At 42.1% G+C, this 14,190-nt stretch carries 7 protein-coding genes; 5 read left to right on the forward strand and 2 right to left on the reverse strand.

Translation table 11 applies throughout. The features are described from left to right. The first annotated feature begins 22 nt into the window (after positions 1 to 22). From PODO_RS14315 to PODO_RS14325, 3 genes are all read left to right on the forward strand, one after another. The gene (locus tag PODO_RS14315) at positions 23 to 931 is read left to right on the forward strand and encodes an NAD(P)/FAD-dependent oxidoreductase (protein WP_038570935.1); all 909 of its coding nucleotides are present in this window, start codon (positions 23 to 25) and stop codon (positions 929 to 931) included. A gap of 300 nt (positions 932 to 1,231) precedes the next feature. After that, complete coding sequence (locus PODO_RS14320) at positions 1,232 to 2,713, forward strand: Lsa family ABC-F type ribosomal protection protein (protein WP_038570938.1); 1,482 nt, start codon at positions 1,232 to 1,234, stop codon at positions 2,711 to 2,713. A 180-nt stretch (positions 2,714 to 2,893) separates the two neighbouring features. After that, positions 2,894 to 5,683 (forward strand): glycoside hydrolase family 3 C-terminal domain-containing protein, encoded by a 2,790-nt coding sequence (locus PODO_RS14325; RefSeq protein WP_038570940.1) that lies wholly within the window; start codon positions 2,894 to 2,896, stop codon positions 5,681 to 5,683. An 89-nt stretch (positions 5,684 to 5,772) separates the two neighbouring features. Here the strand turns inward: PODO_RS14325 and PODO_RS14330 are convergent, their stop codons facing one another. Further along, on the reverse strand, positions 5,773 to 9,252 hold the full coding sequence (locus tag PODO_RS14330) for a glycoside hydrolase family 2 TIM barrel-domain containing protein (RefSeq protein WP_038570943.1): 3,480 nt from the start codon (positions 9,250 to 9,252) through the stop codon (positions 5,773 to 5,775). Positions 9,253 to 9,728: 476 nt separating this feature from the next. On the opposite strand from PODO_RS14330, the gene spoVB reads away from it, so the two are divergent. Beyond that, positions 9,729 to 11,279, forward strand: coding sequence for a stage V sporulation protein B (spoVB, locus tag PODO_RS14335; protein ID WP_244886484.1), 1,551 nt, complete (start codon positions 9,729 to 9,731; stop codon positions 11,277 to 11,279). Between the two features lie 812 nt (positions 11,280 to 12,091). Beyond that, positions 12,092 to 12,223 carry a hypothetical protein gene (locus tag PODO_RS32160; protein ID WP_256720315.1) on the forward strand — a complete coding sequence of 44 codons (132 nt, stop codon included), beginning with the start codon at positions 12,092 to 12,094 and terminating at the stop codon, positions 12,221 to 12,223. 33 nt (positions 12,224 to 12,256) lie between these two features. Here PODO_RS32160 and shc read toward each other — a convergent pair whose 3' ends face one another. Further along, positions 12,257 to 14,149: a squalene--hopene cyclase gene (shc, locus tag PODO_RS14340; RefSeq protein ID WP_036677908.1), complete on the reverse strand. Its 1,893-nt coding sequence runs from the start codon at positions 14,147 to 14,149 to the stop codon at positions 12,257 to 12,259. Positions 14,150 to 14,190 lie beyond the last annotated feature (41 nt).

Raw genomic sequence — 14,190 nt, forward strand, 5'->3', positions numbered from 1 at the left:
CTGCATATAGGAGATGATTCATATGATTTACGATTGCATTATTGTTGGTGGTGGACCCGCAGGCTTGAACGCAGCCCTTGTTCTTGGTAGGGCAAGACGAAAAGTAGCTTTAATTGATAATAATCAGCCAAGAAATGCTGTTACCCATGCGTCATATGGTTTTATTACAAGAGACGGGGTTACACCAGCCGAGTTTCGTCGTATTGCGTATGAGGAGGTACTACGTTATCCGTCAGTTGAGCATATCCAGACTGAGATTATTTCGATTAACAAAAATGATTCTGGATTTGCAGTACTTGATTCGTTTGGTCGTCACATTGAAGCTCGCAGATTGATTTTGGCGACTGGGTTAAAGGAGGTCCTTCCTGAGATAGAGGGCCTACGTCCATTATACGGAAAAAGTCTGTTTAATTGCCCGTATTGTGACGGCTGGGAATTACGAGATCAACCCCTTGTCGTTGTTTGCGAAAATCCACATATTTTTCATATGGCAAAGATGCTGCTCAATTGGAGTAAAGATTTGGTTATCTGCACGAACGGCAAGACATTCCTTTCAGATGAACAGAAAAAAAGTCTTGAGGCCAAGGGGGTTGTAGTCAAAGAATCATTAGTTTCCTCTTTTATGGGTCATGACGGGCAACTTCAGGCGGTTCGTTTTGCGGATGGTACTGAGATCATAAGAACGGGAGGGTTTATTGCTCCGAATTTGATCCAAACGGCATCGATCGTAGATCATTTGGCTGTAGAGCGGAATGATTCTGGTGGGTTTAGCACAGATGGTGCGGGGAGAACCTCGATTCCAGGATTATATTCGGCTGGAGATGTTTCTTATTTTATGCCTTCTCAGCTAGTGTTTGCCGCGGCTGACGGGAGTCGGACAGCTATGAGTGTAAATATGGATCTTACAGAAGAAGAATTTGAACTTTTTTAACGAATTATGGGTAGGAAGTTGAAAATAATAAGTATGCATGATAACATAATTACAAATTAATGATCGGAGTTGAAAAGTATAGTGTAGTAATTATTCTTGCGTCCTATGATGAATAAAACAACAACAATGGTTTATTTCGTTTGTTTTATTCTTTGTATGCAAGAAAGTTACTACTTCTTTTCACTCGAAAATATATCCATATCTAACTCCATTTGGGGCTGGATTTGCTGTATTTATTTGAGTCACAAGAAAGTAACTTTCTTGTGGCTTTTATTTTTTAAAATACAGGAGGATTATTTTATGTCATTAATAAATGTCACAAATCTAACCTTTGCCTATGAAGGCAGCTACGATAACATATTTGAGAACGTAAACTTTCAAATCGATACCGATTGGAAATTAGGTTTCACAGGGAGAAATGGTCGAGGAAAGACTACATTTCTTAGCTTATTGCTTGGAAAGCATGAATACAGCGGTAATATTTCTGCTCATGTCAGCTTTGAATATTTCCCTTTTCAGGTGAATAACAAGGAGCTTAACACCATAGATGTGATCAGCGAGATTTTTCCGGATTATATTCATTGGAAGTTAATGCGTGAGCTTTCTTTGCTAAAGGTTTCTGAGGATGTGTTATATCGTCCCTTTGATTCATTGTCTAACGGAGAGCAGACGAAAGTGCTGTTAGCCACATTATTCATTAAGGAAAATAGCTTCCTGTTGATTGATGAACCTACAAATCATTTGGATATGACGGCAAGAAAGCTTGTCAGTGATTACCTCAATTCAAAAAGTGGATATATTCTGGTTTCTCACGACAGATCCTTTCTTGATAATTGTGTGGACCACATCTTGTCAATCAACAAAACCAATATAGAGATTCAAAAGGGCAATTTTTCTAGCTGGTGGGAGAATAAAGTCAGACAAGATAACTTTGAGTTAGCAGAAGACGAAAAACTTAGAAGAGATATCAAACGCTTGTCAGCATCATCTAAACGGACAGGTAACTGGTCACATGAGGTGGAAAAAACTAAAAACGGAACTAGAAATTCTGGATCTAAGTTAGATAAAGGTTATGTTGGGCACAAGGCCGCTAAAATGATGAAACGCTCTAAAGCCATCGAGCAAAGACAGCAATCTGCCATCAACGAAAAGTCTAAGCTTCTTAAAAATATTGAAAATTCTGAGAACTTAGAGATTACGCAGCTTGCTTATCATAAACGTCATCTTGCGGAGCTGGACAATGTTTCGGTTTTTTACGGAGAGAAAAGGGTATGTTCAGAAGTAAGCTTTACCATTGAGCAGGGGGAGAGAATAACACTCTCGGGTAAAAATGGTTCCGGGAAATCAAGTATCATCAAATTGATCTGCGGTGAGGAGATAGATTATACCGGCACCTTCACTAAGGATAGCCAGCTTATCATTTCCTACGTATCGCAAGACACTTCTGATCTACGGGGCGATTTAACAGATTATGCTAGAGAGAATGGGATAGATGAAAGTCTTTTTAAATCTATTCTGCGAAAGCTTGATTTCTCCAGAATTCAATTTGATAAGGATATTTCCACATACAGTGGCGGCCAAAAGAAAAAAGTCCTGATCGCCAAAAGTCTTAGTGAAAAAGCTCATTTGTATATTTGGGATGAACCGCTTAATTTTATTGATGTTATTTCACGTATGCAAATTGAAGAGCTATTGCTTGAATATACACCAACACTCGTTTTTGTGGAGCATGATCGCGAATTTTGCCATAATGTTGCCACGAAGATCATTGAACTTAGCTGATATTTTTAACATCGATTGAAAATTTCCAACTCTAACAGACCAATATTATTATATTAATAAAGATAATTATTATATATATTACAGTTATCCAATGTACTATAATGGTATAGTTAAACTTTATGATATGTAATTGATGCCTAAAGAAACAACCTATAGAATTGAACAACAGGAGGAAACAAGTTGAGTACACAGAGTGTGGGAATTCCATTAGAAGGTTTTGCAGAATTTAGCCGAACGGTAGCCGCTGAAGGTGCGGTACTGTTGAAGAATGATCATCAGGTGCTTCCGCTTGGTGAAAATGATAATGTTGCTGTATTTGGCAGAACTCAAGTGAATTATTATCGCAGTGGTACTGGTTCGGGCGGTAGTGTTCATGTTACTTATACGACCAACCTGCTAGGCGGTCTTCGCAGTAAAAAGAACCTTACGGTCAACGAAGATTTGGCAGCAGTATATGAGAAGTGGATTGCGCAAAATCCATTTGATAATGGTGGCGGCGTTTGGGCTGCAGAGCCATGGAACCAGAAGGAAATGCTTTTATCCGACGAATTGGTAGCAGAGGCTAGAAGAAAATCGAACAAAGCAATCATTGTAATCGGACGTACAGCAGGAGAAGATCAGGATAATGTCGATGGTTCAGGGAGCTACCAACTAACAGCTGATGAAAAGGCGATGCTGAAGCAGGTAACTACATATTTTGAGCAAACGATTGTTGTACTGAACGTCTCTAATATTATTGATATGAGCTGGCTAAACGATGAAAGTTATAAAAATCCGATTTCGTCTGTCATCTACTCTTGGCAGGGGGGAATGGAAGGTGGTAATGCAATTGCGGACGTGCTGGCCGGAGAAGTGACTCCAAGCGGTAAATTAACAGACACGATCGCATATTCCATCAACGATTACCCGTCAACACATAACTACGGCAATGAATTTACAAACCTTTATCAGGAAGATATCTATGTTGGTTATCGCTATTTCGAGACATTTTGCCCAGAAAAGGTTCAATATGAGTTTGGTTATGGAATATCGTATACCAAGTTTAAGCTCGAGCCAGAAGAAGCAAAACTTATTAACAAAGCTGGCGAACTAAATGTTGAAGTCGGCGTAACCGTAACCAATATAGGAACTACCTTTGCTGGAAAAGAGGTCGTTCAGGTCTATTATGAAGCTCCACAAGGGAAATTGGGACAGCCTGCTAAAGCTTTGGCAGCATTCGCAAAAACAAAAGTCCTTCAGCCAGGCGAAGCACAACGTCTTACTGTGAGTTTTCCTGTTCATTCTATGGCTTCCTATGATGACGCTGGTGTGACAGGGCATGCTTCTGCTTATGTGCTAGAAGAAGGCACGTACCGCGTGTTTGCGGGAACGAGTGTTAAAAAAGTGGAGGAAGTCAAGGTTGAAGGGAATAGCGGCTATGTCGTGGAAACTCTTCAAGTTGTGGAACAGTTACAAGAAGCTCTTGCACCAACGCAAAGCTTTACAAGAATGCAACCTGGCGTTCAAAATGCAGACGGTTCGTATGAACTTCTGTATGTAGAGGTTCCAACACGCAAGATTTCGTTAGCAGAACGGATCGAGAGCAATCTACCAACAACGATCTCCCAGACAGGCAATCAAGGGCATAAATTAAGAGATGTATTTGAACAAAAAGTTAGTATGGAAGCTTTTATTGCCCAGCTTAGTGACGATGACTTGGCTGCCATTGTCCGGGGTGAAGGCATGAGCAGTCCTTTAGTTACACCGGGTACAGCTTCTGCATTTGGAGGAGTAAGTGATAGTCTATATAACTTAGGAATCCCTGTTGCATGTACGGCAGATGGTCCTTCAGGAATTCGTATGGATAGTGGAGCAAAAGCGACTCAGGTTGCGATCGGAACGCTTCTTGCAGCTACTTGGAATGCCGAATTAGTCGAAGAGCTGTATGTGTTAGAAGGACAAGAGTTGGTAAGAAACAACATAGACACCTTGCTTGGACCAGGTCTGAATATTCGTCGCAGCCCGCTTAATGGCCGCAACTTTGAATATTTTTCTGAAGATCCTTTGATCTCTGGGGTGTTTGCCGCTGCATGTACACGTGGGATTATGAAAGGTGGCTCTAATGCCACACTGAAGCATTTTGCCTGCAATAATCAGGAGAAACATCGCAGTAAGGTTGACGCTGTTGTGTCGGAACGTGCGCTTCGCGAGATTTATTTGAAAGGTTTCGAAATTGCTGTGAAGCAGGGTGGGGCAAATTCAATTATGACCTCTTATAACCCTGTTAATGGACATTGGGCCGCTTCAAATTACGATTTGAACACTACAATTCTCCGCGGAGAATGGGGCTTCAAAGGTATTGTCATGACAGACTGGTGGGCCATCATGAATGATGTCGTTAATGGTGGAGCTGCAGACCGGAAATTTACAAATTGGATGGTCCGTGCACAAAATGACCTGTACATGGTTGTAGCTAACTATGGCGCCGAAATTAATGGATGGAATGACAACACCATTGAATCCTTGGAAAATGGATCTTTGACTAGAGGAGAGCTGCAACGTTCTGCAATGAATATTTGTGAGTTCATCATACATGCTCCAGTATTCTCGAGAAAACAGCAAATTGTTGAAACAGTTGAGTCCTTTAAGGCTAATCCTTCACTTACTGCAGAACAAGTACAATCCTTATCTCAAAATCCACAGGTTAAGCCAGCCGTTGAAGGATCGACTTTCTTTGAAGTTGGCCAAGCTGGTCAATATCGGATCCTCGTGCATATCATGTCAACAGAGCCTGAGCTGGCTCAAAGTGCATGCAATGTTAATTTGAATGATCAATTGATGACAACCATTCAAACCAACGGGACAGAAGGTCAATGGATTAGACAAAAGCTTGTGAAAGTAGAACTAGAAGCAGGTCTTTATGAAATGAAACTGGAGTTCATTAAACCAGGTTTACAGATCGACTGGATCGAATTTAATAAAGTTGACTAAGTAGCTCTAAATATAAGTTAAAGGAAAAACCCTGTGCTAATGCGCAGGGTTTTCTTTTGGTAAGCGATTAGTTTAAAGTTGAAACTATCTTATTCTGCTTGGAACTGGAACCACTTAAAGTCAAACTGGCTCCCCGGTAGAAATATAAAGGTGACGGTTTGTGGACCGGTTACGCGCTCCAACACAAATTCTCTTTCGCAATAATCACTTGACTGTGTAAACTCCACAAGCTGTCTCTTTTCACCCTCTGGTCCGCTAAATAGAATATGCAGAGTATTTTTATCGATAGGCGAATGCCCGCATAAGGTTAGTTTAGTGCTTCCAGTATCACCGAAGTCCATATCTTTAAAGATGAGAGAGACGTTGTTACCAATATTTTTGATTTGTCCATCTGCCAGTGTAAAGGAATCTCCATAAATCTGATTGTATTCCAGAACGTTAAGTTGTTCGTACGCTTTTAAAGGTTTGTTAAACTGAAAGCCCTTGAGATGAATCTTTTTATGAAGAACAAAACAAAGGGTGGTGACACCTTTTATTCGCTCAGGTAATGAGTAGGTTTCCTCTTGATATACATTCCATATAGAAGGTTTTTGATAGGTTACCTGTGTCAGCAGAGCTGCGTTTGGAGCATCCGGAGTACCTTTCCATATATCAATCGTATATTTATCGTTATCTAGCGCGAAGATAGGAAGGGTAAGTTCAGTAGCTCCATAATCACCGAAATCGATGTTGTCGAAACAGATCCAGCTTTCTCCTTCTCTTGCAGTAGCCACTCCGCGTTCATTCCCATTTGTTAAGTTCCGGCTCGTATTGCTATGATAACCAGCGGAAACAAACTCATAAGGATTCAAAAAGGCAGCTCCCATATCTCGAATATGGAATTCCATAAGCGAGTACAGGCGCACTTGATCTGCACCGTTTTTCGTTGCACACCGTACATAGACGTCTCCGTCTCCCAAAGCCGATATTACTGCTTCATGCCCATTTGCCTCAAGAACGGCTATATTGGCGTCAATGCCGGCAGCATTCGTAACTCGCCATTCAATTTCCTGATAGGTTGCGTTCTCTGGATGAATTTGCACACGAACCGGAAGTGCTCGGGTGTCCTTCGTTAGTTGATTTCCTTGTGGGCATATGATTTCCAGCTTGCGAACGGGAATTTCATCTGATAAATAGTCTTGGGATAACTCGCTCACATCCGATAGTGATTGTGACGAATGCTGATAAAGTACAAGCTCTTCGTCCTTAGAATGATCTAGCTCTCGTGCTTCGGCAGTCAGTGTAAGCTCAGCGGACTGTAAGGCTTGGGAAGATGCACGTACAACGATTTTACCTGGCTCCAATGAAGAGGCAATGACTGCAAGCAATTTTCCACTGAACATCCGGCGACTTGTTCCTTTATATGAATCGTAGTCAGTGCTGTCACCATTATCCAAACCAACAAGACGCCCCGGTCCTTCTACAGAGATTTGGATACGATTATTGGCGTTCTCCACGGGACGTCCTTCTTGATCGAGGGTCGAGATCTCAACAAATACCAAGTCCGATCCGTCAGCAGTGATCTGAGTTTTATCAGGCTTCATGACCACAGTAGTTGAATCTCCGAAAGAAGTTACCGTATCTTCAGCGATCTGTACTCCGTGTTCATCATAAGCGACTGCTCGTAGAGTACCTTCGCTAAATGGGAGCTGCCATTCCCCAAGCAGCTTTTTACCATGTTTATGGTCAATGTTAAAAGTGCCCATGGATTGATCATTAAAGAACAATTCGATTTGTGGTGCGTTGGAGCATACTCGCACATCAATAAGCTGCCCTTCAGAGAAATCCCAGTATGGAAAAATATGAATCATCGGGGCGACCTTGTAATCCGTCCATTCTGCTTGATAAATATAATAGGAATCCTTTTTGAATCCCGCGGTATCCAGTTGACCGAAATACGAGTTTTTAGTGAAGTACGGGGTCGGCTCCCCGATATAGTCAAATCCAGTCCAAATAAATTGTCCCGGTGAGTAGGTCGCATCACGATCTGCAATGATGCAAGCTTCTGTGTTCTTGGCACCCCAGCTAGTGGAGCTATTTCCTAAAGCTGAGCATTGTTCATCATCGTCAGACAATACAGACTGAGCAAAAGGGAAGTGATAGATGCCTCTGCTCTGTACAGTAGACGATGTTTCACTGCCATAAATAATCCAGTCTGGATGTTCCTCATGATGCTGATCATAGTATTTTTCGGCATAGTTATACCCTGCGAACTTCACTAGATCTGCGCATTTCTGTGCATTCTCCCAAGGCATATAGTTGGAACCGATAGTAACCACTGCATTTCCTTTAGGGTCATGAACCTGCACCAGATCTCGTAATTCTATGGTTAACTCTTGGCCGCGTTCATCGGCATGGGTGTCGTATATTTCATTTCCGATACTCCACATGAGCATGGAGGGGCGATTTCTATCCCGGCGTACCCAACTGGCAATATCTTGTTTCCACCAATCCGGATAAAATCTGGCGTAGTCAAAAGGAGTTTTACTGCGTTCCCACATATCGAATGCTTCGGAAACTATGAGCACGCCCATCTCATCGGCTAGTTCCATCAATTCAACGGCTGGCATATTGTGGGCCGTACGAATAGCGTTTACGCCCATCTCCTGCAGGAGGATAATCTGTCTTTTTAGAGCTACCTTATTCACCGCAGCCCCCAAACATCCCAAATCATGATGTTGGCATACGCCATGAATCTTCACCTTTCGGCCATTCAAAAAGAAACCTTGTTGGCTGTCAAACTCCATCGTACGGAATCCGAAGGTTTGGACTTCTTCCTCGATCACTTGTTCGTTCTCTAACAGCTCCGTTTTTAGGTTATAACAGTAAGGCTGGTTAATATCCCAGAGCATTGGATTATTGATGGATAAGAGGGCAGAGCTGGATACAGCAGACCCGACTTGTACTGGGATTTCATTTTCTACATGAGAGATACAAGTTCCTGAAGCATCTAGTATACTGTGACGAATTATGTAGTGCTTTGCGCTTTGCAATAGATCATTGCACAATACTTCGGTATCTACCTCAACATTCCAGGTATCCTCTTTTTTGCGAGTAGAGATATAAATACCATCAGGCACAATATGTGTCCCTGGATACGTCTTCAGCCATACACTCCGATAGATGCCCGCACCGGAATACCAGCGTGAATTTGGAGACTCATGAACCACTTGAACATAGATTTCGTTGACACCTTCAATAATGTATGGCGTGATATCTAATTCAAAAGTGGAGTATCCATTTTTCCAGACACCTGCGATATGGCCGTTCACATAGAGAGTGGAGTCCATGTATACGCCTTCAAAACGAAGCGACACACGGCTATTTGGCACGTGCTCATCTATAACTATGCTTTTACGGTACCAGCCTTCTCCGCTTTCATATAGATTATGTGTATCAAAAATTAGCCAGTCATGGGGTAAGGTTACGTCGATCCACTCCGAATCAGCTGCTATCACCGATTCTAAAGTAGACTTAAGCGGCTGTTTGCTGAATAACCAGTCATTATTTAATCTTGTTTTCTGACTCATGAATGAAGTTCTCCTTTATCTTTGAAAAATTTAGAAGTGGTTATTATCGATGTGAATGATTTCCGTAAAGCCTTTTCTATTCTTTTTTATCATATCAAAGATTTTGCAAAAAGACATTCACGAAGAAGAGTAAAAAAACCGTTATAACAAAGCTATTGAAATCGCATTCAAAATGATAACATGCCATTGGTAAATTATCTATTTATTTCTTAATATATCTTTTATTGCGGAGGATGAAATTTATACAAAAACAGTACTAATGAGCGATACAGAGGAGTATCTCTGGTCTATGAAAAATGTTTTTGCTACAGAGGATAATGAAAGTGAGGGAAATTGCCTGGTATACCAACTAAGATGTGGCGGCTTATTGCTGATTAAATACTTTACAAATACTTGTCTGCATGTACTTGTGTTTGTTCGAATAAGTTAGAAAGAAGGACAGGACAAACCATAGGTGGAGATGCGTATAAATGGGGATGCGTAAACAAAGTTTTATTCGTGGCACGTTCATATTAACCGTGTCGTCATTTTTCACAAAAGGGCTTGGTTTTTTGAACGGAGTCTTGCTGGCACGTTTTTTGGGAGCAGAGGGAGTAGGGCTGCTTATGATTGCTCATCCACTGCTTCCCTTATTTATTACGCTGACAGAGCTGGGGCTTCCTGTTGCGATTTCAAAGCTTGTATCGGAAGCTGAGGTTAAGCAGGATGAAGCGCGAGTAAAGCGTATTCTCACTGTATCCTTAAGCATTACGGGTACGTTGAGTATTATATTAACTTTAGTGGCTCTATTTGGCTCCAAATGGATCGCATCGATTTTTTTGGCCGATCAGCGGGCGTATTATGCTATGGTTGCTATTACGCCGATCATTCCAATTATTGCGATGTCTGCTGTACTGAAAGGTTATTTCCGTGGAAAACAGAACATGAACCCACTTGCCTTTTCCGATATTATTGAGAATCTGGCGCAAATCATTGTTATTATCGGTGTTGTCAACGTTTTGCTGCCCTACGGTATTGCTTATGCAGCTGCTGGCGCAATGGCTGCCTCCGTTGTTGGAGAAGGTTTTGGTTTGCTCTACTTGTTTGCAGTTTTCAAATGGGCTAATCGAGGTAAGATCAAAACCTCTCCACCACCACCGTCAAGAATTTCACTTAAAGGAGATAGTACGTTAAGAGATTTGCTGCGCATCGGCTTACCGATGACAGGCAGCGGTTTTATTCATTCGCTCTATCATGCCTTTCTACCACTGCTGATTACGAAAAGTCTAGTACTGTTTGGTGTAGGTGTTGAGATGGCAACCAAGCAATTCGGACTTCTGGCGGGTTATGCTCTTCCCATGTTGTTTCTCCCCAGCTTCTTCACACAATCGCTGTCGACTGCATTAATTCCGGCGATCAGCGAAGCAAGTGTGAGCAACAATAGCAAGCTTATGCATAATCGGATGGATATGGCTATGCGATCCGCGCTTATAGTAGGTTTCCCATGTACAATCATCCTGTACTTGTGGGCTGTACCCTTAACAACTATGATCTATCATTCGCCAGAAGCGGGCGAGCTGTTAAGGTTAATTGCCCCCTTATTTTTTCTTTATTATTTCGGAGCGCCACTGCAAGCGATTTTACTTGGTTTGGGGAAAGCATCAACCGTTATGTGGAATCATATTCTTACGAATATTTTCGAAGTGATTGCGATCTTTGTTCTAGGTTCTAATATTGGAATCGAAGGGGTGGCCATGGGATTCGGACTGGGACTCTTGCTGCTGACACTGTTGAATTTCTTATCTGTGGCAGGAACGATCGGATTTTATTTTGACTTTCGTATTGTATTTAAGGTGGGAGCAGGAGGAATTGTCATGGCGCTTAGCGGACTGGCGGCTCACGGAATTCTGGAACGATTGGACCTGGGGCAGATCATTGAACTGTTCGGAGCGTTGCTCGTTTCGTTAATCACCTATGCAGCAACATTGCAGGTAACCCGTGCTTGGGAAAGAGCACCGAAACCACCAACGATTACGCCTGTTTCTTGAAAGGGAATATTTCTGATATTCCGGTACCGTGCTCCAAAAAGTAAACTTAGTAATGATGCAACCCTCTGTGTACCCGTATGGAGGCGGATGAAGGTAATGGATGGGGAGCAGCGAGGTGTTTAACTGTATTTTGTGCAGCTATAATCGTTCAAAATAGTTGTGCATTAAAAATAGCTGTATTTCATACATCTATTCTCATGAGATTAAGGCTTCTAGGTGATTTCTCTTGATTTTAATTGTATAGAATGCAGTTAAAGTCGAAGTTATTCCCTAGCAATATGGATTAAGTGTATAAAATGCAGTTATTTCATTAAATTGCGTGAAAATCTTGCGCTACAAATATACGGAGTGGGGATATCAGACGTTACAGTCTTAATTGCTCAGGCAAACCGCGAGTGATCCAAAATATCAGGCAGCGATCCTTGATTATCGGAGATCGCTGCCTGATTCTAATTAGCTTTATGCTAACTATGCTCGATTGACTCACATGCAAAAATGGAGTCTATCTCATAAGTAATTTAAGTAATTTCTATAGGGTTGCTCCAAATGGCAAGTTGGCTTGATAGGTAACATTTTGCGCACACGTATTTGCTATCGGACTCAGCTGACCTTAAGAGCAGATTTAGCTTACAATTGGAATTTTAACGGACACTATCGCAGTTATTACTATGAAAAACACCCGAAATGACTCTCTTTTTAAGGAATAGTTTCACTGGAGTCCGTAACTTAACTCAAAAGCCTAAAAACAAGCAAATAGCGTCTTCTGAGTCCGAAAAGCTCTAAGCTTGATCAAGACTGGGTGATTTAGGTAGGTGCAACGGACAAAAGCATTCATCTCTCGATTCATAACATCAGAGCAACGAGATTCTCCAGTAACGACGATTGCTGCTCTGGCGATCCAAGCTTTTTCGAGACAGTTAAGAAGTGGAGCAGGACAACGCTAGTTATTACCGAGTATTACCGAGTATTACCGAGTATTATCCTTGACCGTATTTTTTTCTGTAATGACTCAATGTGAGTAGTGGCCAGATATAGCGGTAACTATGATAATTGGAATAGAAATTACCGGGGAGTCCAGCGCCAGTGGGATAAGAAGTTTTCCAATCCTCTTCATGAATAGACGTGATTAGTCTTTGAATCCCTTTTTCCACCGCAGCTGTTGGCTCTGGCTGAACGGCAATAATCGCATCAAGTGCCCAGGCGGTTTGTGAAGGTGTGCTTTCTCCTAAAGGAACATATTGTAGAAGCCGGTCGCTGTGACAAGACTCCCCCCAACCGCCGTCCGAGTTCTGAATGCTTAGAAGCCACTTCACTCCTTTTTGCAAAGTATCATGATTTATAGGGAGCCTAACAGCCTGCAGGCCTGTTAATGATGCCCAAGTGCCATAAATATAACAAACACCCCATCTTCCATACCACGAACCATCCTTCTCCTGATGTTGAATCAGCCATTTCGTACCCCGTTTAATGAACTCGTGTTGTGTATTTAAACCAGCGAAGTTTCCGAGAAACTCCAAAGTTCGTCCGGTAAGATCTGCTTCCGAAGGATCAATGGCTGCAGATTTAGCACCATCGATAGCGAGCCATGTGAGCATTTCTTTATTGGTGTTTTTTTCGAATGCCGGCCAGCCGCCGTCGTTATTTTGCATCGATAGGACCCAATTCAGACCGCGATTCCATGATTCCAGATATGAAGGGTGAATTGTTGATAAGCTTCGGATGGCTCGCAAGGCTGCCGTTGTATCATCTACGTCCGGATTGATTGTATTGGACTCAGAGAATCCCCACCCACCGGGAACTGTATCCGGATTATGGATGCTCCAATCAGCAGTTTGATGATGCTGTTTATCCAGAAGATAAGCTGCAGCGTGTTTTATTCCTTTGTGATCAACCGGAATTTGAGCCTCTTGTAAAGCATAGGAGATTAACGCTGTATCCCATATTGTAGATGGAGAGTTTTGAATTGTAGTTTTATGATTTGATTGGCATTGCAGCGCGGTGAGCCCTTGAATGGCCTGTGTAATTATTGGATGCTGCCGATCATAATCGAGAGCAAGCAGGGCAAAAACCATAAGAATTGTACTGCTGGCATAGCTGTAAAAGGTACCGTCGGATTCGATTCGCTGGAGCATATATTGCTCTGCTTTGTTTTTGGCAGCTTCATGTATGTAGTGTGGACTCCCGAGTAATCTGCTCAAACCCATTTGAATAACATCCTGCAGCTCCTGATATCCACGGGTAGGCGATTCATCTGCATCCAACCGTGTCTCCATAAGATCTGACAGATCAGGAGCATGGGCTGTAGTGATCGAAAATCGCCGATCGGCCATAATGAGCATAGGAGTGAGGTGTACCCTAGAGTAGCCAGAGAATTCGAAATAGTTAATAGGGAAGTAAGACGGAAACAAAAGCACCTCCAGTGGAATCGAAGAAATTGCTAAAGGCCACTTGCTTTGACCCGTTGCGGCGAGAATGACTCTAGTTAAGATACTTGTGACTTTGCCTAATCCATCTTTAGACAGTATATAACGCTTAGCACGCTGTATTGGCTCGTCTGTTATCTTACTGTACCCAGAGTAGAGCAGGGCATAATAAGCTTCGACCGATGTGGATAAGTTCCCAGCTTCTTCGTCCTTATATAACTGCCAGAAACCCTCTCGCTGTTGTGCGTCAAGAATGCGTTCATGTAGCTGCCGAATGAGGGTTTCATTCTGTTGGTTCAACACCCTAAAGAGAATGATCATATAAGCATCGATCACAATCCCGTTCTCAAAACAAAAATGCCATGAGCCGTCATCCTTCTGCTGTTGTAGCAAGAACGTTGTCAAACGTTCGATTTCTTCATCTACTTTTCTTAGTATATCCGTCATTTTTTGGGTTCCTCCGAAGGCATCATTTTTAACATTATATG

Source organism: Paenibacillus odorifer, assembly GCF_000758725.1.
GTDB classification, from domain to species: domain Bacteria; phylum Bacillota; class Bacilli; order Paenibacillales; family Paenibacillaceae; genus Paenibacillus_AQ; species Paenibacillus_AQ odorifer.

Bases quoted from the DNA above. Each gene is read 5' to 3' on its own strand.
- PODO_RS14315 (WP_038570935.1), top strand. From the start codon at position 23: ATGATTTACGATTGCATTATTGTTGGTGGTGGACCCGCAGGCTTGAAC.
- PODO_RS14320 (WP_038570938.1), top strand. From the start codon at position 1,232: ATGTCATTAATAAATGTCACAAATCTAACCTTTGCCTATGAAGGCAGC.
- PODO_RS14330 (WP_038570943.1), bottom strand. From the start codon at position 9,252: ATGAGTCAGAAAACAAGATTAAATAATGACTGGTTATTCAGCAAACAG.
- spoVB (WP_244886484.1), top strand. From the start codon at position 9,729: ATGCGTAAACAAAGTTTTATTCGTGGCACGTTCATATTAACCGTGTCG.
- shc (WP_036677908.1), bottom strand. From the start codon at position 14,149: ATGACGGATATACTAAGAAAAGTAGATGAAGAAATCGAACGTTTGACA.